We start from the raw sequence: 18,397 nt of genomic DNA, 5'->3' as shown, positions 1-18,397 counted from the left end.
ATCCCTGTTCCTCGGCTTGCCCCTGCCTCAAACAGCAGACAGACGCTCCACCTGCACCGCGCAGTCATAGAAGGATGGCGCGCGCCCCATGTCGGTGAGCTGCTGGTGGGTCAGTTCGTTGACATTGGTGCCGTTGGCACCATCCTTGCGCCACCAGACGCCCAGACCCACCACCACACCCGGCCGCGCCCGGCCGTTGATGCTGGCATGGCATACATGGGTGCCGCGCGCATTGAACACGCGCACCGCATCGCCATCGGCGATCTGGCGCGCGGCTGCGTCATCGGCATGCATCTCCAGCGTGGGGCGGCCTTCGGCCTGGCGCAGCTTCTGCACATTCACAAAGGTCGAATTCATGAAGTTGCGCGCTGGCGGCGAGATCATGGCCAGGGGGTGCGCTACGGTCGGTGGTTCGTAGTTGGGTACATAGTCAGGGAGTGGGCTGGCACCCTGCTTTTCCAGTGCACTGCTAAAGAATTCGCACTTGCCCGATGCGGTGGCGTAACCGCCATTGGCAAAGGGTGCATCGGGCAGGTTCTGCACGGCAAAGCCCTGCGCCAGCAAGGTGTCGAAATCCACGCAGTTGGCATCCATGGCCGCGCGGCACAGTTCTTCGTCGCTGGTGCGAAAGTGCTCGGCGGCAAACGCCGCATCGTGCTGCGCCATGTGCGCAGCCAGGTCGCGGAAGATCTGCGCGTTGCTGCGCGCCTGTCCCTGCGGAGCAATGGCCGGGCGGTTCAGCAGCACATCGGTATGGCCGTAGGTGGTGTGGATGTCCCAGTGCTCCAGCTGCGTGGTGGCTGGCAGCACATAGTCGGCATGGTCTGCGGTGTCGGTCATGAAGTGCTCCAGCACCACGGTGAACAGATCCTCGCGTGCAAAGCCTTTTGCCACCTTGGCCGATTCGGGTGCGACGGCCACCGGGTTGCTGTTGTAGCAGACAAGCGCCTCCACCCGGGGGCCAAAACCGGCTCCGCCTGGGTGCAAAAGCGCATCGCCAATCGTGCTCATGTTGATGGTGCGTGGGCGGCGCGCGCCCAGCAGTTGCGGCATCTGCAGATCGGCGCGGCGAGCCGGAGAGGTGGACGATGTGGACAGCAGCAGACCTCCCGCCCGGTGGCGCCATGCCCCCACCAGCGCTGGCAGGCAGGCCACGGCACGCACGGCGTTGCCACCACCGTGCGCACGCTGCATGCCGTAGTTCAGGCGGATGGCGGCGGGCTTGGTGGTGGCGTAATCGCGCGCCAGGTTGCGAATCTCTTCCACCGTGATGCCGCACACCGCAGCGGCGCGCTCGGGCGGCCATTCCAGCGCCCGTGCCTTGAGCGCATCCCAGCCCAGGGTGTGCTGGGCGATGTAGTCGTGGTCCAGCCAGTCGTGCACGATCAGCTCATGCATCAAAGCGAGCGCCAGCGCCGCGTCGGTTCCGGGCAGGATCTGGATGTGCTCGTGGCATTTCTCGGCGGTTTCCGATTTGCGCGGGTCGATGCAGATGAGCTTGGCGCCATTGCGCTTGGCCTCCTGCGCATAGCGCCAGAAATGCAGGTTGCTGGTGATGCTGTTGCTGCCCCAGATCAGGATCAGCTGGCTCTCGGCGAAAAACTGCACGCGCATGCCCAGCTTGCCGCCATAAGTGTGCAGCAGCGCTTCGCTGCCCGCACTCGCGCAGATGGTGCGGTCCAGCAGGCTGGCGCCCAGCTGGTGGAAAAAGCGCCGGTCCATGCTTTCGGCCTGCACAAAGCCCATGGTGCCCGCATAGCTGTACGGCAGAATGGCCTGCGGGTCGCGCGCGGCAATCGCGTGCAGTCGGGCCGCAATGTCCGAAAGCGCCTCGTCCCAGCCCACCGGCTCGAACCGGCCACTCCCCTTGGGCCCCACGCGCTTGAGCGGCTGCAGCACACGGCCCTCGTGGTAGGTGCGCTCGGTGTATTTGCTCACCTTGGCGCACAGCACGCCGCCGGTCTGCGGGTGCTGCGGATTGCCGTTGACCTTGGTGGCCACGCCATCCACCACCGTGGTGACGAGGGAGCAGGTGTCGGGGCAATCATGCGGACAGGCGCCGATGACGGATGAAGAGGCAAGAGGCGTGTTCATGGTGGCGGGCTCAGAGTCGTGATGGATCGGCAGGCGATCTGCCCGCACATCGTAGCGCGGGATCGGCACGTCTGCGCACCCACTGCTGCAAAGGCGACATTCCCTTCATCCCTCATCAGAGCACGCGAAGGCGGCAAGGAAATCGGATGATCCAGAAATGGAAACAGAAGTGCCAAAGGTGACACCTGGAGGCCCGCTTGAGGGTTATTCCCAGGCCATTTGGCGCCAGCGGTCATCCGCTTTGCTGCACCATAGAAGGCTTGGCGCCCCGGCGTCAGTTTTGCCATCAAAAACCAAGTGACTATTGGCGACAGACGCGCGCCAGCGCTTGTTTTACCAGGACATACCCGCTATGAAGCTGATTGACTCCATCGTGGCCGAAGCGGCCAGCATTGCCCAGATCCGCAGAGACATCCACGCCCACCCTGAGCTTTGTTTTGAAGAAGTACGCACGGCTGATCTGGTGGCCGCCAAGCTCACCGAATGGGGCATTCCCATTGACCGCGGCATGGGGACAACCGGCGTGGTCGGCATCGTGCACGGCAAGGATGGCGGCAAGAGCGGCTATGCCGTGGGCCTGCGTGCCGACATGGACGCGCTGCCCATGCAGGAGAACAACACCTTTGACCATGCCAGCCGGCACCAGGGCAAGATGCACGCCTGCGGCCACGACGGCCACACCGCGATGCTGCTGGCTGCTGCCAAGCATTTCGCCAAGCACCGCGACTTCGAAGGCACCGTGTACCTGATCTTCCAGCCTGCGGAAGAAGGCGGCGGTGGCGCGCGCGAGATGATCAAGGACGGCCTGTTCGAGAAATTCCCCATGCAGGCCGTGTTCGGCATGCACAACTGGCCCGGCATGGCCGCCGGCCAGATGGCCGTGAGCCCCGGCCCGGTCATGGCGTCGAGCAATGACTTCAAGATCACCATCACCGGCAAGGGCGGCCACGGCGCCATGCCGCACATGGGCAACGACCCCGTGCCCATCGCCTGCCAGATCGTCACCGCGTTCCAGAACATCATCACCCGCAACAAGAAGCCGCTGGACACCGGCGTGATCTCGGTCACCATGATCCATGGCGGTGAAGCCAACAACGTGATCCCCAACAGCGTGGAACTGCAGGGCACGGTGCGCGCCTTCACCGTGGAGGTGCTGGACCTGATCGAGTCGCGCATGCGCCAGGTTGCCGAGGGCTGCTGCGCAATGAACAACGCCAAGTGCGATTTCTACTTCAACCGCAACTACCCGGCCACCGTCAACACCCCCGACGAGGCCGCATTTGCGCGCCAGGTAATGGTGGACATCATCGGTGAAGACCGCGTGAATGTGCAGGAGCCCACCATGGGCGCGGAGGATTTCTCCTTCATGCTGCAGGCCAAGCCCGGTGCCTACTGCTTCATCGCCAATGGCGAGGGTGACCACCGCGCCATCGGCCACGGCGGCGGCCCCTGCACCCTGCACAACCCCAGCTACGATTTCAACGACGACCTGATTCCTCTGGGCGCCACGTACTGGGTGCAACTGGCCACCAAATGGCTGGCGCAGAGCAAGAAGTAAGCCGCTCCCGCACCACAACCACAGCGCCTGCGGGCGCTGTTTTTGCATTTTCGGCTCTACAGGGGCGATGCGGTAAGGCCCGGAGCCCCACCCCGCACCCGTCCTTTCTCAGCAGCCCAGGCGGTCTGCCAGATCGAGAAAATCGCGGCAGTGGTAGGTGTTGCCAGGTCTGGGCGATACGTCCTTGGGGCGCGCCGCCCCAAACTCCTGCGGGCGCTCGATATAGGCCGTCTGCAGGCCGCAGGCGCGCGCACCGGCCAGATCGCTGTGGTGGGTGGCCACCAGCATCACCGCTTCGGGTGGCAGCTCAAACACATCCGCCACGCCCAGGTAGGCGGCAGGATCAGGCTTGTAGGCCTTGAAGACCTCGGCCGACAGCACGCAGTCCCAGGGAAGACCGGCGTTTTTGGCCATGTGGGTGAGCAGCGCGATATTGCCGTTGGACAGCGGCGTGATGACAAAACGTTTCTTGAGCCGCTGCAGGCCCGCCACGGCATCCGGCCAGGGCGAGAGCCGGTGCCAGACACGGTTGAGCGCCACGCGCTCCGCCTCGGGCATGTGACCCAGGCCAAACTCCGGCAGGATGCCGTCCAGAATGCGGCGGTGCAAAGCATCAATGCGCATCCAGCCCAGGGTGCCATTGCGCACCTGCTCCATCGCAGGTCTGTAGCCTTCGCGCCATGCCAAGGCAAAAGCATCGCCGTCGACCTGTGGATAACGATGCGCCATCTCGCGCATGATGGAGCCGTGCCAGTCCACGACCGTGCCGAACACATCGAACGCCAACACCTGAGGAACCTGGGGAAATGCAGCCGACATTGCCATTCCTTGCAAAAAGATGATGGCTGCAGCATGCCGCAAAAGAGCGCGTCATCCTATCGCCCGCGAGTCTTGCCGCTTCTCCGATTTTTACCGGGTACAAAAAAAGCGCGATGTCTATGACATCGCGCTTGGTGACTCAACTTTTTCAACCAATGGAATGGTTAACCTACTGGCAGATTCATTTTATCGCATTTGTTCACTTTTTACTCAATCGAGTTGAATATTGTTGCTTTTGATCACAGGCCCCAGCTTGGCGCGCTCTGCGGCAAGGAATTTGTCCATATCCGCACTGTTCGAAGGCGTCACCTCCAGGCCCATTTCTTCGAGGCGCTTGGTCACGGCAGGCTCCTTCAAGGTGACTTGTAGTTGCTTGCTCAACAGTTCGGTGCGGTCTGCAGGCGTAGCCTTGGGAACGACCACCCCTTGCCAGGCATAGGCCTCATAGCCTTTGACGCCCTGCTCGTCCAGGGTCGGGATGTCGGGAAAGACCTTGGAGCGCTTGGGCGTGGCAATGCCAATGGCCCGCAGTTTGCCCGCCTGGATGTTCTGGTAACCGGTGACCGAATCGACAAACATGAACGGCACCTGCCCACCCATCACATCCTGCACGGCCGGTGCCGCGCCCTTGTAGGGCACATGCACCAGGTTCAGGTGGGCGCGCTCGCGGAAGATTTCGGTCGCCAGATGGTGGGGCGAGCCAGCACCGGGCGTGGCGTAGCTCACGCCGCCGCTCTGCGCCTTGGCCCAGGCCTCGAACTCCTGTAGGTTCTTGACCGGCAACTTGGGGTTGACGACCAGGATCATCGGAAAGCGCACCAGCAGGCCGACCGAGGAGAAATCCTTCTCGGCGCTGTAGCTGAGCTTCTTGTACAGGTAGGGGTTGGCCGCCAGGGTGCCGGTGTCGCCCGTCAGCACGGTGTAGCCATCGGGCTTGGCACGTGCTGCGTAGTCGGCACCGATATTGGTGGCAGCCCCGGGCTTGTTGATGATGATGATGGACTGGCCCAGGGCCTTGGCCATGGGCTCAGCCACCACGCGGGCCACCACGTCCGAGCCGCCACCGGCTGCATAGGGCACCACCCATTCGATCGGGTGGTCAGGATAGGCAGCAAAGCTGACGGCAGGCAGCGCAACGGCAGCCACAGCCACGGCGTGGCGCAGAGAAAAACGCAAGGACATGAGGTGTCTCCTTATTGTGATGAGAACAGGCTGAGGCGCCCACCATGCAGGCGCCATTAGCTATTGTTTAGATAGTACGCGCGGGCAGCAAGGTGCCTTCGCATTCGCCAAAGCCGATGCGGGCGGCGCCCGGCTTTTCGCACCAGCCGCGCAGCACGATGGAGTCGCCATCTTCCAGCCAGGTGCGGGTTTCGCCATTGGGCAGGCTGATGGGGTTCTTGCCGCCGGTGGTCAGCTCGATCAGGGCGGCCGCCTGGTCCAGCGAGGGGCCGGAGAGGGTGCCCGTGCCCAGCAGGTCGCCAGGCTGCAGGTTGCAGCCACCCACCGTATGGTGCGCCACCATCTGCGCCACGGTCCAGTAGGCGTGGCGGTAGTTGGTGCTGGTGATCTGCACGGGCTTGTCGCCTGCCGCGCGCATCTGGCCAGTCTGCAGATCGACGGCCAGGTGGATGTCGAGCGCTCCCGCCTCACGGTTGTGCGTGCTGTCGAGGTAAGGCAGCGGCTGCGGATCGCCTTCGGGGCGGACAAAGGCCGTGCGGTAAGGGGCCAGCGCTTCCATCGTCACGATCCAGGGCGAGATGTGCGAAGCAAAGTTCTTGGCCAGGAACGGGCCCAATGGCTGGTATTCCCAGGGCTGGATATCGCGCGCCGACCAGTCGTTGAGCAGGCACAGGCCGAACACATGGTCTTCGGCCTCGGTGATGGCCACCGGATCGCCCAGTGCATTGCTGGTGCCGATAAATACGCCCAGCTCCAGCTCAATGTCCATGCGTGCGCTGGCCTTGACGGTGGGCTGCGCCGCGTCGGGGGCCTTGGTCTGGCCGACCGGGCGCTTGAAGGACTGGCCCGAGACCACGATGCTTGACGAGCGGCCATGGTAGCCAATCGGAATCCACTGGTAGTTGGGCAGCAGCGGGTTGTCCGGGCGGAACTGTTTGCCGATGTTGGTGGCGTGGTGGATGGAGGTGTAGAAGTCGGTGTAGTCGCCAATACGCGCGGGCAGACCGAATTCGGCCTCGGCCTGCGGCACCAGGCACGCCTGCCACACGCCTTGCTGGGCAGCACCTGTGCGCAGGCCACGCGACAGTGCCAGGCGCAGCGCGCTCCAGACTTGCGGCCCCAGGTCCATCAGCGCGTTCAGCTGCGTCTGCGCGCCCGCTTCAGCGGCCTGCTGGGCCTCGCCCTGCAGCGCGCCAAGGGCTGCCAGCGCCTTCAGATCCAGGATCTGGTCGCCGATCGCCACGCCGCAGCGCAGGGCTTCGCTGCTGCCTTTGCGCTTGAAGCTGGCAAACGGCAGGTTCTGGATCGGGAAATCGCAGCCCGCCACATTGGCGCTGGCCACCCAGCTTTGCAGGGAAGGGTCGTGGGTTTCGTTCAGCATGCTCATGCTTTGTCTCTTTCCGATAAAAACAACTGCCAGCGCTCTTTCATCAAGCGCCAGCAGCTATCAATTTTGATTGATGATTGCCACAGTTCCAACGCAGACAAGGCGTTTTGTCAGGCCAGGAGCCTGTTGTACACCGTTGTCTGCGCGCGCCCTGTGATTATTTGCCTTGCGGCTGGAAGTGCTTTTTCAGCCCCTGCCAGCAGCGGTAGTACTCGTGCTGAAGCTGCACAGTGTCCAGCGCGTACCGGGTCGGCTGGATGACGGCGGGCGTCTCGAACATGAATGCCATGGTATCGGTGATGTAGTGCGCCTTGGTGGTATCGGCGCGGCTGGCTTTTTCAAACGTGTCGGCATCGGGCCCGTGGCCGCTCATGCAGTTATGCAGCGACGCGCCACCGGGCACAAAGCCTTCGGCCTTGGCATCGTAGGCGCCTTCGATCAAACCCATGAATTCGCTCGCAAAATTGCGGTGGAACCAGGGTGGACGGAAGGTGTCCTGCATGGCCAGCACGCGCGGCGGGAAGATGACGAAATCGAGCGAATCAACACCCTCTACCGCCGTGGGCGACTGCAGCACCAGGAAGATCGACGGATCGGGATGGTCGTAGCTGATGGAGCCGATGGTGTTGAAGCGGCGCAGATCGTACTTGTAGGGTGCGTAGTTGCCGTGCCAGGCGACCACGTCGAGGGGCGAGTGGCCGATGCGCGCCGTCCAGAAGTGCCCGCGCAGCTTGGCCACCAGCTCGAAATCACCTTCCTTGTCTTCATAGGCGGCCACCGGCGTCTGAAAGTCGCGCGGGTTGGCAAGGCCATTGGAGCCGATCACGCCCAGGTCGGGGAGCTTGAGCAGCTCGCCATAGTTCTCGCACACATAACCGCGCGCCGTGCCGTCGGGCAGGTGCACGGCAAAGCGCACGCCGCGCGGCACCACGCAGATTTCCTGCGGCTCGACATCGAGCACGCCCAGTTCGGTGGCGATGGTGAGGCGCCCCTGTTGGGGCACGATCAGCAGTTCGCCATCGGCGTTGTAGAAGTAGCGCCCTTCCATGCCGCGGTTGGCCGCGTACAGGTGGATGCCACAGGCCGCATTGCCCGCCATGCTGACCATGCCTTCGATGAAGTCGCGTGGCTCGGTGGGCATGGGCAACGGGTCCCAGCGCAGCTGGTTGGGCGGCGTCGGCACTTCGTCGAAACCGCCATTGACATGGCTTTTCCACAGCGACAGCTGCATGGCGGCAAACGGCTCATGCATGGCGCCGGGGCGGATGCGGTAGAGCCAGCTGCGGCGGTTGCTGTGGCGCGGTGCGGTAAAGGCCGTGCCCGACAGCTGCTCGGCATACAGACCCAGTGGCGCCACCTGCGGCGAGTTGCGCCCCACGGGCAGGGCACCGGCAATCGCCTCGGTGGCCCATTCGTTGGCAAAGCCGGTCATGTAGTGCCGGGTGTCGTGCGGCTTGGCAGTGCCGCTGGCCTGTGGGTCGGTCATGGTGGTGTCTCCTTGGGTGAAAAAAGCGCTATGCGGCCTGCACAGGCGCCATGTCCTCGGCCGCCTGCGCAATCAGCGTCTGCACCGCAGCGGCGTCGCCAATCCGGTGCATTGCCAACAGCGCAAAGCGGGCCATGAATAAAGGGGCCTGGGCCTCGCCCAGCGCCGTCATCTGGCGGCAAAACTGGGTGTAGGCGGCGTCGAGTTCGGTGTCGGTCAAACGGGGGGCGGTGGTGTTCATGCTGCAATCCTTGGCTGTTGTGTGGGCGGGTGATCAGGCCAGTGCCTTGTCGATGGCATGGCGCACGGCGGCGGCCACATCGGCCGGCGCGTGCAAGCCGCCTTGCCAGCGGCCCAGCACATGGCCATCAGGCCGCAGCACATACACTGCGCCGGGCAGCACGCCATACAGGCTGGCGAGCTGCCCCTTCGCGTCAACCGCCGCTGTTGCGTCGCCGGGAGCTTCATCCACCGCGCCCACCACTGGCAGTACTGCTGTGGGAATGTCCTTGGCAAGCAGCGCATCGGCCTGCAGCTGCAGGGCCTGCAGCAGTGCCGGTTGCGGCGCAAACGCCAACAGCGTGAAGCGGTTCTGCACCACATCGGTCACATGGCCCCCCCGCATTCGCGGCCCATCTACCGACGTGGACGGCCCCGCCAGCTGCACCGGGCATTCGAGCAGCGGCGCCCCCGCTACGGGGCCTGCACCAAACAGCGCACCATCATCCTGCGCGTTCAGCGGCGAGCGCAGGTAGGTGATGGCCGATGTCTGGCGCGGGTTGATGAGGCTGGCGAGCTGCGGGTGGGCCACGGCCAGGCTCAGCACGGCGCGGCGCATCAAATCAAAGGCAAACGACGGCGGCGCCATGAACTCGGTGCTCTTGGTGCCGTAGCTCAGGTTCTCGTGCGTGGCGTAGACGCGCTCGTCGCTGTAGCTGTCGAGCAGGCCTTCGCCTGCCCTGCCCTGGATGACATAGGCCAGCTTCCAGGCGAGGTTGTCGGCATCGTCGATGCCGGAATTGGCCCCGCGCACACCGAAGATGGGCACCAGGTGCGCGGCATCGCCCGCCAGCAGCACGCGTTGGTGGCGGTAGCGGTCAAGCGTAAGCGCATTGGCCTTGTAGATGCCAGTCCAGATCGGGCTCCAGGGCGCGGTCTCGCCCATCATGGCCAACAGGCCCTGCACGCGCGGCAGCACGTTCTCGGGCAGGATGGCCGCTTCCGGGTCTTCACCGTCCTGCAGCTGGTAATCGATGCGCCAGACGTTGCCCGGCTGCTTGTGCACCAGCACGGTAGAGCCCCGGTTGCAGTCCGGGTCGAAATAGGCCAGGCGCTCGGTGGGCCGGCTGCTTTCCATCTGGATGTCGACGATGACGTAGCGCCCTTCGTAGCTGGTGCCCTGGAGCTTGAGGCCCAGCGCATCGCGCACAAAGCTGCGGCCACCGTCGGCTGCCACCACCCAGTCGGCTTCCATGGCGTAATCGCCCTTGGGTGTGCTCACCTGCAGGCGCGCGCCGTCATCGCGGCTGTCGATGCCGGCAAGCCTGCTCTGCCAGCGGATCTCGATCAGGTCGGCGCGCTTTTCGCAGGCATCCAGCAGGAACTGCTCGATGCTGTACTGCGCCAGGTTCACCATGGGCGGCAGCTTCTGGTTGGCGTCCTGCGGCATCCGGAAATGCAGCACCTCCTGATCACGGTAGTAGCTGCGACCGCCGGTCCAGGGCAGGCCTTCGGCCAGAAAGCCGGGCAGCGCGCCCAGGCGCTCCACGATCTCCAGGCTGCGGCGCGAAATGCAGATGGCGCGGCTGCCGAAGCACACCGAATCGTCGGCCTCCAGCACCACCACGGGCACCCCGTGGTTGGCCAGCCCCAGCGCCGTGCAGTAGCCGACTGGGCCACCACCCACCACCACTACCGGCCGGCGCTGCGGATCGCAGCCATCGTGCAGCGGCGGCAGGTTCGCGCCGTAGGTACGCGCCGTAAAGGGATAAGGAACAAATTCGTAAGCAGCAGACATCACAACCTCGTGCAAAAGCTGGTGCTGCCGAAAAAAGGTCCGCACTGCGGCCACGTTGCACCAGGTCCATAAGACGGTGCGTGCAGCGCTGAAGATAGATAATTTGTTGCACGCGCAACAATTATCAAAGATGACGCAACGCCGCCGCCATGGGTTTTCCCTAGGCTAGGGAAAGCACTAGATGCGGGCGCAACATTGACCCTTCCGAAAAGCGGGCGGGCGTGACATAGTCGCGATACTTGTTTTTCTCCCCGGCTTTTATTGCCACCAGAACAGGCAGTTGCCGCTCTGCGTGCGCAAGCTGGGGATACTTTTTGACCAAAGGAATTGTGGTGAACACGCCGCTGGATCGTACCTACACCCATCGCCTGCACGCGCTGGCCAAGATCACCGACCGCGCCACGCAACAGGCGTACGAGGAAGATGTCGGCATTCCCATCAGCGAAGGCCGATGTCTGGCGGCCATTGGTGCGTTCCATCCGCTGTCGGTCAACGACCTGGCAATGCGCGCCAATCTGAACAAGGCGCAGGCCAGCCGCTCCACACAGGCCCTGGTGGACCAGGGCATGGTGCTCAAGCAGGCCAGCGAGGTGGATGGCCGGGGCGTGGTGCTGACCCTGACGCCCAAGGGCCAGGAGCAGTGGGTCAAGGTGATGGAGGTGGTGGCACGCCGCAACCAGGAGATTCTGGCCGGGCTCACAACCGACGAGCAGGCACAGCTCGATGTGCTGCTCGACCGCCTGCTGCAACACGCCCGCAAGACCAGCCTGCCCGAATGAGGGATGTGCCGTGCCGCCAGCCATGGGCGGCATGGGTGCACCCGCTTCCACGCGCCGAAGAAGATTTGGGCCATTCTGGCTACAGGCGCGCATCTGGCAAGCGCCAAATGCTATAAATTTAGCAGCAAACTTCAGACCAATCGCTGCGTGCTCCGGGCCTTGCGTGCAACTGGCACGCAAATGTCCATGGGCCGCATGCAGCGCAGGCATCAGGCGGCCTCTCCGGTATCTTCGGAGGACTGCACCGCCGCTGCTTCGGCCTCGCGCTGGGCATCCTCGCGGGCTTCGTGCAGTGCCGCCACGGTCTGGTCGATGGCGCCAAACACGCTGTGGCCATCCTTGCCCTTCATGTCGATGCGCACGCTGTCGCCGAACTGCATGAATTCGGTGGTCGACTTCCCGTTCTGGATCATTTCCATGCTGCGTTTTTCGGCAATACAGCCGTAGCCCTTGGGCCAGTCCATGCGGCCATGCTTTTCCACGCCGGGGTTGCTGATGGTGCCGCTACCCACCACCGTGCCCGCCCGCAGATTGCGCGTCTTGGCGACATGGGCCATCAACTGGCCGAAGTGGAAGCTCATGTCCGGCCCCGCCTCGCACATGCCGACCTTGCGGCCATTCCAACTCGTCTGCAGCGTCAGGTGAACGCGGCCGCCACGCCATGCATCGCCCAGTTCGTCGGGGGTGACCGCCACCGGGCTGAACGCCGTGGCGGGCTTGCTCTGCACAAAGCCAAAGCCCTTGGAGAGCTCCGCGGGAATGAGGTTGCGCAGGCTCACATCATTGGCCAGCATCAACAGGCGCACCTCATCGAGTGCGTCCTCAGGGCTGGTGCCCATGGCCACATCGCCGGTGATGACGGCGATCTCGGCCTCGAAATCGATGCCCATGGCTTCGCTGACCACCACGATGTCGTCGCAGGGGCCGAGAAAATCGTCGCTGCCGCCCTGGTAGATCAGCGGATCGGTCTTGAACGAGGCGGGCACCTCCGCGCCACGCGCCTGGCGCACCAGCTCCACATGGTTGAGATAGGCCGAACCGTCAAGCCACTGGTAGGCGCGGGGCAACGGCGCCATGCACTGCGCAGGGTTGAAATCAAACGGATGGCGCGCGCGGTCGGCATTGAGCGCGTCGTACAGATCCTGCAGCTGCGGCGCGTAGAAGGCCCAGTCGTCCAGCACCTGTTGCAGGCGGTGGGCAATGCCGGTGGCGTAATGGGCGGTGCGCAGGTCACGCGACACCACGACCAATTGGCCGTCGCGCGATCCATCTTTGTAGGTTGCAAGCTTCATGCTGGGTTTCCGCAGTCAAACATGCCTCTATCGTGCCAGACCTTGTCAGCCTGACCACAGAGCCTGTGCCACACCATTGAATTACGATTAGTAAAACTGATTCCTTTATTTAGAATACCGTAAACTGCCGCAATGGACAACCCTCTGGACAAAGACCGCGCTGGCATCCAATCGGTGGAGGTCGGCTTTGCGCTGCTGCAGGCGCTCATCGATGCGCCCGGCCCGCTGGCTCTCAAGGACCTGGCTGCCACAGCCGGCATGCCCGCTGCCAAGGCGCACCGCTACCTCGTCAGCTACCAGCGCAGCGGCCTGGTCCGGCAGGATGCGGCCACCAGCCGCTACGACCTGGGCCCGATGGCCTTGCAGTTGGGCCTGGCTGCGCTGCGCCGCACCGACGCAGTGCGCCTGGCGCGCGAGCGCATGCCCGGCTGGATCGACGCACTGGGCCATACCGCGGCCCTGGCCGTGTGGGGCAACCATGGCGCGACCGTGGTGCATTGGGAAGAGCCCCCGCATGGCACCACCGGCCACCTGCGCCTGGGTGATGTGATGCCGCTGCTCTCGTCTGCAACAGGCCGCTGCTTTGGTGCATGGCTGCCTGCCGGGCGCATTGCGCAGCAATTGCAGCTGGAGCTGGAACAGGCCCGCGGCGCAGGGCGCCAGGACCTGCCGCATACCGCAGACGCAGCCGCGCAACTGTTTGCCGATGTACGCGCCCACGGCGTTGCACGCGTGGTCGACACCTTGCTGCCCAGTGTGGTTGCATTGTGCGCCCCGGTGTTTGATGCGCGCGGCCAGTTGGTGCTGGCCATCACCACCCTGGGCACCGTTGCCACCTTCGACCCCAGCTTTGGCGGCGCGATGGACCAGCGCCTGCAGGCGATCGCGCAGCAGCTGTCGCACGACCTGGGCCACCGCGTGGCTGGCGATGCCACAGGCTTTACCCCCGGTTGACCGTACGGCCCAGCGCCAGCGCTACACTGGCAGTCTTCCCAATCTGCCATGCGCCAACGCCCGTTGATTCTGCTGACTGCCGCCGTTCTGGCCGCCCATGTGGCGCTGCTGGCAGGCCCGGGCATGCAGGAAATATGGCGCACCGCTCGCATCACCGGCAGCAGCCCGCAAGAGCTGCGGTTTGAAACCCGTCAGATCGCGCCAGAGCCTCCTGCCCCGCCTGCGCCCGAGACACCGCGCACCAAGGCTGCACCCGCCGCCCCCAAGCCTGCCAAACCCAAGCCACCGCCACCAAAGGCGCTGCCTCAGAAGGCACCACCAGAGCAGGCGCCCGACAGCCTTGCCGTCCTCGGCCCCACCCCGCAGGCAGCCAAGCCCCGAACCACGGCACTGGATGGCCTGCTGTCCGGCGAAGAGGCCGCTGATGCTGTGCCTGCCACACAGGGCGATAGCGCCACCACCGCATCCGATGCGCAAAACTCCGCTGACACGGGCCCGCCTGCAGCCCCCGTCAGCGGTGAAAACAGCAATGGCGATGGAAAATCCCCGGCCAGCACAAGCAGCAGCGACGAGCCGCCGGCCCCCGTCGGCATAGGCAGCCCAGGGTACAGCGGCCCAATGCCGCCGGTGCGTGTACCACCCTCGGCCCATCTGGAGTTCGAGGCCAAGGGCTCGGCCAAGGGCTTTCAGTATTCGGCCAAGGCGCAGCTCAGCTTCAAGACCGATGGCCTCACCTACCAGGCCAGGCAAGAGGTATCGGCCTTTCTGGTGGGTAGCCGCTCGCAGACCAGCACGGGCCGCATCACGCCGCATGGCCTCTCGCCACAGCGCTTTGGCGACAAGGCCCGCAGCGAACGGGCTGCGCATGTGGATGTGGACAAAGGCCAGATCACCTACAGCGGCAACGACGAGCCCCAGCCCGCCAGCGCCGGCGTGCAGGACCGGCTCTCCATTTTTCTGCAACTGTCCAGCATGATCGCGGCGGGCCCCGAGCGCTACCCGCCGGGCACCCTCATCCACATCAATGTGACCAGCGCACGCACCACCGACGTCTGGACCTTTGCCGTCGACGGACCCGAAACGCTGGAGCTGCCCGCCGGCAGCCGCCAGACCATCCGCCTCACCCGCCAGCCGCGCAAGCGCTACGACCAGGTGGCCCACCTGTGGATCGACCCGGCCATGCAATACCTGCCCGTGCGTATCCGCATCTCGCAGGCCAATGGCGACTTTGCCGATCTGCAGCTGCAGTCGGCCACGGTTGAGAAGGCATCGCCGTAGAGCGTGTTGATACGAGGGGAAAAGGTGCTTGGGGACGTAAAGCTGCGGAAAAGTCCCGCTTGTTTGTCCCCCGTTTGCTACGTTTCTTGCCCAAAACCGCCGTTGTTTGCAATGGCTGCCATCAAAACCTGCTACAACGGTGTTGTGGACGCAGGCTTGCAAACCGGCGGTCTGCCACCACCTACGGTTCACAAGGAGGAACATCATGCAAATGATTTACGACTCGGACTCTTTCGTGGTGTTGCACCTGACGCCAGAATTGCCCCTGTCCACCGACGGAGCAACCGTAAGCACCCCCTCCGTCACCGAGCCCCTTCGCCATTTGCAGCGCCAAGGCTTTGAAATCGTGGACAAGCGCAGCGGCAAGGAGCTGTACCTGGACGGTGCCTGGGCCGAAATGTTTCACCAGCAGATCCAGGCCTGGCAGGCCAATGCCCCCACCGAGGAAGAGGTGGAAGCTACCCTTGACCGTTACACCGGCCTGGCCCAGCAACCTGTGATCGTGCATTAAGCCACGCAGAGCCACTCAGGCGTCAAAAATACCGAAAGCTGCCTGCGTTTGCGCGCAGGCAGCTTTTTTGCATCTCAGCGGTAAAAGCCAGTCGGCGTCTGGCCGAACTGGCGCTTGAACATGGTGGCAAATGCGCCCGGGCTGTCATAGCCCAGGGCCAGCGCCACATCGATCACCTTTTCGCCATGCGCCAGCAGCTCCAGCGCCTTGAGCAGGCGCGCCTGCTGCCGCCAGCGAGCAAAGCCCATGCCGGTATCGCGCGCAAACAGGCGCTGCAAGGTTTTGGGGTCCACACCCAGGTGCTCCGCCCAGTCGGACAGGGTGGCGTTGTCGTCGGGCCGCTGCTGGATGTGATTGCAGATGCGCTGCAGGCGCGGATCGGCAGGCCGGGGCAGGTGCATGGGCAGCACCGGCAAGGCATGCAGCTCGTCCAGCAAGAAGCGCATCAGGCGGCCGTCGCGCGAATCCTCCTGGTAGGGCAGATCCACCTCCATGGCAGCGCGGATCAGCTCGCGCAACAACGGTGAGATGCCGACAACCTGGGCCTGCGTTGCCAGCCCGGGAGCGGCATGGGGGCGCACGAACAGGCTGCGCATCTGCACATCGCCAATATGGCGCACCTGGTGCACGGTGCCCGCAGGCATCCAGATGCCGCGCGTGGGCGGCACGATCCATTGGCCTGCATCGGCCACCACCACCATCACGCCATGCAGGGCGTGGATGAGCTGGTGGTGAAACGCGTGCCGGTGCTGTCCAGTGGTGCTGCCCGCAGGGTAGTCGGTGGCGTGGCATGCCACCGGCACCGGGCTGCGCTCCATGTCCTCCAGGGTTGGAAAGTGGTGAGGCATGCAATGTCCTTTTCGCAAAGACTCTAACCCAAAATGCGCAAGACAGGCATGAATGCCGTGCGTAGCATGGCCGGCATTCAGACTCTTTGCGCGACGCCGCCATGAACCCTTCGCTTGCCTCCTCCCCTTCCGTCAGCCCCCCGCAGGCCGCGGCGCCGCGCGCGGCCTTCGGCATTCTGGGCGCCATCAGCTTCTCCCACATGATCAACGACATGATGCAGTCGCTGATCCTGGCCATGTACCCGGTGCTGCAAGGCAATTTCCAGCTCAGTTTCGGGCAGATCGGCCTGATCACCCTGGTCTACCAGCTGACAGCCTCGCTCTTTCAGCCGCTGGTGGGCCTGTACACCGACAGGCGCAGCACGCCGTACTCGTTGCCCGCAGGCATGTGCTTTACCCTGTGCGGCCTGCTGCTGCTGGCGTTTGCGCCCAACTTCACCACCGTGCTGGCAGCAGCCGCGCTGATCGGCACCGGATCGTCCATCTTCCACCCGGAATCCTCGCGGGTGGCACGCATGGCCTCGGGTGGCCAGCATGGCATGGCGCAATCGCTGTTCCAGGTGGGCGGCAACACCGGCAGCGCGCTCGGCCCGCTGCTGGCGGCTGCCGTGATCGTGCCGTTTGGCCAGCACAGCGCTGCCTGGTTCGGCCTCACGGCCGTGGTGGGCATCGTGCTGCTCTCGCATGTGAGCCGCTGGTATGCGCAGCAGCACCGCACGGCCAAGGCGGCGCCTGCGCGGGTCAGCAACGGACTCTCGCGCCGGCAGGTGCTGGGCGCGGTGGCGGTGCTGCTGGTGCTGATCTTTTCCAAGTACTTCTATGTCGCAGGGCTGTCGAGCTACTACACCTTCTACCTGATGCAGCGCTTTGATGTAGGCGTGCAGAACGCACAGCTGCTGCTGTTCGTGTTTCTGTTCGCGTCGGCGGTCGGCACCATGGCCGGCGGCCCGGTGGGCGACCGCATCGGCCGCAAGCCGGTGATCTGGGCATCGATCCTGGGCGTCGCGCCCTTTGCGCTGATCCTGCCGCACGCCAACCTGTTCTGGACCGTGATGCTCACCATCATCATCGGCCTAGTGCTCTCGTCTGCGTTCTCGGCCATCCTGGTGTACGCGCAGGAATTGATCCCCGGCAAGATCGGCATGGTGTCCGGCCTGTTCTTCGGCTTTGCCTTCGGCATGGGGGGCCTGGGTGCCGCCGTGCTGGGCGTGCTGGCCGACCGCACCAGCATCGCCTATGTGTACCAGGTCATCGCCTACCTGCCGCTTCTGGGCATGGTGGCGGTGCTGTTGCCCCGGGTGGGGCGCAAATAATCGGTAGAAAAGGCTGCTGGCGCCCACCCAACAAGCACCAGCAGCTCTATTTTCAAGAGCAAGCGATCAGTCATACACCTTGCACAGCTTGCGGATGTGCGGGTCGCGGATGGGCACGCGCTTTTCGCGGCGCACATCGGTCATCACGCATGCGTTGGCTGTCGCGTCGCTGATGCCACCCACCACCACCCGGTAGCGGAAGTTCTGCTGGGTGATGGCCTTGCCGGGCGCCGGTGGAGTGTAGAGGTGGTATTCCCAGCTGCAGCAACTGGCCCGGCCCGATTCCACGTAGTAGCCGGGAATCCTCAGAAACTCGGCGTAACCGCCATCAAAGAACAGGTACACGCGCTTGCGGTCTGCGGTGGGCTTGTAGATGGAGCCCTGGCAATTGGGCCCGGCGCCGCAGTTGGTGCCCGTCACTTCCAGCACCCAGTTGCCGTCACCTTCCAGATCGCGCAACCTGGCCATGCGCCAGCCTTCCGGCAAGGCGTCCGGCGTCAGCGCCGTACGGAAGCTGTCGCTGCCCTTGGGCTTGATGGAGAGCACGAATGTGGAAGATCCGTCGTCCTGGCCTGCGTCGGTATCCCCGGCGGTATCTCCATCGGTATCGCACCGGGTCTGCATCAGCCGCATCTGCGAGCCATCCTTGTTGTACTGGGTCTGCGACTGGCTTTCGCAGGCCGCATGCGCAGCAGGCAAGACCGTCAACACGAGGCCGAGACACAGCAGTTGATGCAATCTGAAAAAAACCTGCACGGTGCGTTCTCCCCAAAAAAGATCCATTCCATACGCGGGCATGCGCCTGCCGACGTATTCCAAGCACCTGCTTTTTATCGCCATTTCTGGCGCGAGGCGAAAAAAAGCCCGGCTTTCAGTGCC

General features: G+C 64.2%; 16 protein-coding genes. 6 read left to right on the top strand and 10 right to left on the bottom strand.

All coding sequences use genetic code 11. From position 1 onward, the window contains the following. Window positions 1-27: 27 nt before the first annotated feature. Complete coding sequence (locus ACH2DG_RS00935) at window positions 28-2,094, bottom strand: molybdopterin-dependent oxidoreductase (protein ID WP_395023849.1); 2,067 nt, start codon at window positions 2,092-2,094, stop codon at window positions 28-30. A gap of 352 nt (window positions 2,095-2,446) precedes the next feature. Between ACH2DG_RS00935 and ACH2DG_RS00930 the strand changes: the two genes are divergently transcribed. Continuing rightward, complete coding sequence (locus ACH2DG_RS00930; RefSeq protein WP_395023848.1) at window positions 2,447-3,652, top strand: M20 aminoacylase family protein; 1,206 nt, start codon at window positions 2,447-2,449, stop codon at window positions 3,650-3,652. A gap of 108 nt (window positions 3,653-3,760) precedes the next feature. On the opposite strand, the gene ACH2DG_RS00925 is transcribed toward ACH2DG_RS00930, so the two are convergent. The 6 genes from ACH2DG_RS00925 to ACH2DG_RS00900 all read right to left on the bottom strand — a co-directional run bounded on the left by ACH2DG_RS00925 (window position 3,761) and on the right by ACH2DG_RS00900 (window position 10,543). Next, entirely contained in the window at window positions 3,761-4,471 is a 711-nt protein-coding gene (locus ACH2DG_RS00925; protein ID WP_395023847.1) for a haloacid dehalogenase type II, read from the bottom strand. A gap of 210 nt (window positions 4,472-4,681) precedes the next feature. Beyond that, complete coding sequence (locus tag ACH2DG_RS00920) at window positions 4,682-5,653, bottom strand: Bug family tripartite tricarboxylate transporter substrate binding protein (protein WP_395023846.1); 972 nt, start codon at window positions 5,651-5,653, stop codon at window positions 4,682-4,684. 67 nt (window positions 5,654-5,720) lie between these two features. After that, on the bottom strand, window positions 5,721-7,040 hold the full coding sequence (gene fahA / locus ACH2DG_RS00915; RefSeq protein WP_395023845.1) for a fumarylacetoacetase: 1,320 nt from the start codon (window positions 7,038-7,040) through the stop codon (window positions 5,721-5,723). A gap of 157 nt (window positions 7,041-7,197) precedes the next feature. Continuing rightward, window positions 7,198-8,526: a homogentisate 1,2-dioxygenase gene (hmgA, locus tag ACH2DG_RS00910; protein WP_395023844.1), complete on the bottom strand. Its 1,329-nt coding sequence runs from the start codon at window positions 8,524-8,526 to the stop codon at window positions 7,198-7,200. A gap of 28 nt (window positions 8,527-8,554) precedes the next feature. Further along, window positions 8,555-8,767 carry a hypothetical protein gene (locus tag ACH2DG_RS00905; protein WP_395023843.1) on the bottom strand — a complete coding sequence of 71 codons (213 nt, stop codon included), beginning with the start codon at window positions 8,765-8,767 and terminating at the stop codon, window positions 8,555-8,557. A gap of 33 nt (window positions 8,768-8,800) precedes the next feature. Beyond that, window positions 8,801-10,543: an FAD-dependent monooxygenase gene (locus ACH2DG_RS00900; RefSeq protein WP_395023842.1), complete on the bottom strand. Its 1,743-nt coding sequence runs from the start codon at window positions 10,541-10,543 to the stop codon at window positions 8,801-8,803. 314 nt (window positions 10,544-10,857) lie between these two features. Between ACH2DG_RS00900 and ACH2DG_RS00895 the strand changes: the two genes are divergently transcribed. Further along, entirely contained in the window at window positions 10,858-11,322 is a 465-nt protein-coding gene (locus ACH2DG_RS00895; protein ID WP_224150494.1) for a MarR family winged helix-turn-helix transcriptional regulator, read from the top strand. A gap of 209 nt (window positions 11,323-11,531) precedes the next feature. Here the strand turns inward: ACH2DG_RS00895 and ACH2DG_RS00890 are convergent, their stop codons facing one another. Then, entirely contained in the window at window positions 11,532-12,614 is a 1,083-nt protein-coding gene (locus ACH2DG_RS00890; RefSeq protein ID WP_395023841.1) for a fumarylacetoacetate hydrolase family protein, read from the bottom strand. A gap of 144 nt (window positions 12,615-12,758) precedes the next feature. Between ACH2DG_RS00890 and ACH2DG_RS00885 the strand changes: the two genes are divergently transcribed. The 3 genes from ACH2DG_RS00885 (at window position 12,759) to ACH2DG_RS00875 (ending at window position 15,357) form a co-directional block, all read left to right on the top strand. Next, the gene (locus ACH2DG_RS00885; RefSeq protein ID WP_395024119.1) at window positions 12,759-13,568 is read left to right on the top strand and encodes an IclR family transcriptional regulator; all 810 of its coding nucleotides are present in this window, start codon (window positions 12,759-12,761) and stop codon (window positions 13,566-13,568) included. A 48-nt stretch (window positions 13,569-13,616) separates the two neighbouring features. After that, a complete protein-coding gene (locus ACH2DG_RS00880; RefSeq protein ID WP_395023840.1) occupies window positions 13,617-14,846 on the top strand; it encodes a DUF3108 domain-containing protein in 1,230 nt (409 codons plus the stop codon). Between the two features lie 205 nt (window positions 14,847-15,051). Beyond that, window positions 15,052-15,357 carry a DUF3567 domain-containing protein gene (locus ACH2DG_RS00875; RefSeq protein WP_224150497.1) on the top strand — a complete coding sequence of 102 codons (306 nt, stop codon included), beginning with the start codon at window positions 15,052-15,054 and terminating at the stop codon, window positions 15,355-15,357. A gap of 74 nt (window positions 15,358-15,431) precedes the next feature. Here the strand turns inward: ACH2DG_RS00875 and ACH2DG_RS00870 are convergent, their stop codons facing one another. Next, window positions 15,432-16,205 carry a helix-turn-helix transcriptional regulator gene (locus tag ACH2DG_RS00870; RefSeq protein WP_224150498.1) on the bottom strand — a complete coding sequence of 258 codons (774 nt, stop codon included), beginning with the start codon at window positions 16,203-16,205 and terminating at the stop codon, window positions 15,432-15,434. Between the two features lie 101 nt (window positions 16,206-16,306). Here ACH2DG_RS00870 and ACH2DG_RS00865 point away from each other — a divergent pair, with 101 nt between their 5' ends. Continuing rightward, the gene (locus ACH2DG_RS00865; RefSeq protein WP_395023839.1) at window positions 16,307-17,518 is read left to right on the top strand and encodes an MFS transporter; all 1,212 of its coding nucleotides are present in this window, start codon (window positions 16,307-16,309) and stop codon (window positions 17,516-17,518) included. Between the two features lie 66 nt (window positions 17,519-17,584). On the opposite strand, the gene ACH2DG_RS00860 is transcribed toward ACH2DG_RS00865, so the two are convergent. Then, window positions 17,585-18,274, bottom strand: a complete 690-nt coding sequence (locus ACH2DG_RS00860; protein ID WP_395023838.1) for a hypothetical protein — start codon at window positions 18,272-18,274, stop codon at window positions 17,585-17,587. Window positions 18,275-18,397: the final 123 nt, after the last annotated feature.

Origin of the sequence: Comamonas odontotermitis (assembly GCF_040396735.1) — a bacterium.
In the GTDB taxonomy this organism is placed as follows: domain Bacteria; phylum Pseudomonadota; class Gammaproteobacteria; order Burkholderiales; family Burkholderiaceae_C; genus Comamonas; species Comamonas odontotermitis_C.
This window is presented reverse-complemented; position numbering and strand designations above follow the sequence as displayed.

Coding starts and splice junctions, on each gene's coding strand:
- ACH2DG_RS00870 (WP_224150498.1), bottom strand. CDS start 16,205: ATGCCTCACCACTTTCCAACCCTGGAGGACATGGAGCGCAGCCCGGTG.
- ACH2DG_RS00880 (WP_395023840.1), top strand. CDS start 13,617: ATGCGCCAACGCCCGTTGATTCTGCTGACTGCCGCCGTTCTGGCCGCC.
- fahA (WP_395023845.1), bottom strand. CDS start 7,040: ATGAGCATGCTGAACGAAACCCACGACCCTTCCCTGCAAAGCTGGGTG.
- ACH2DG_RS00890 (WP_395023841.1), bottom strand. CDS start 12,614: ATGAAGCTTGCAACCTACAAAGATGGATCGCGCGACGGCCAATTGGTC.
- ACH2DG_RS00930 (WP_395023848.1), top strand. CDS start 2,447: ATGAAGCTGATTGACTCCATCGTGGCCGAAGCGGCCAGCATTGCCCAG.
- ACH2DG_RS00905 (WP_395023843.1), bottom strand. CDS start 8,767: ATGAACACCACCGCCCCCCGTTTGACCGACACCGAACTCGACGCCGCC.
- ACH2DG_RS00920 (WP_395023846.1), bottom strand. CDS start 5,653: ATGTCCTTGCGTTTTTCTCTGCGCCACGCCGTGGCTGTGGCTGCCGTT.
- ACH2DG_RS00875 (WP_224150497.1), top strand. CDS start 15,052: ATGCAAATGATTTACGACTCGGACTCTTTCGTGGTGTTGCACCTGACG.
- ACH2DG_RS00925 (WP_395023847.1), bottom strand. CDS start 4,471: ATGTCGGCTGCATTTCCCCAGGTTCCTCAGGTGTTGGCGTTCGATGTG.
- ACH2DG_RS00935 (WP_395023849.1), bottom strand. CDS start 2,094: ATGAACACGCCTCTTGCCTCTTCATCCGTCATCGGCGCCTGTCCGCAT.
- ACH2DG_RS00865 (WP_395023839.1), top strand. CDS start 16,307: ATGAACCCTTCGCTTGCCTCCTCCCCTTCCGTCAGCCCCCCGCAGGCC.
- ACH2DG_RS00900 (WP_395023842.1), bottom strand. CDS start 10,543: ATGTCTGCTGCTTACGAATTTGTTCCTTATCCCTTTACGGCGCGTACC.
- hmgA (WP_395023844.1), bottom strand. CDS start 8,526: ATGACCGACCCACAGGCCAGCGGCACTGCCAAGCCGCACGACACCCGG.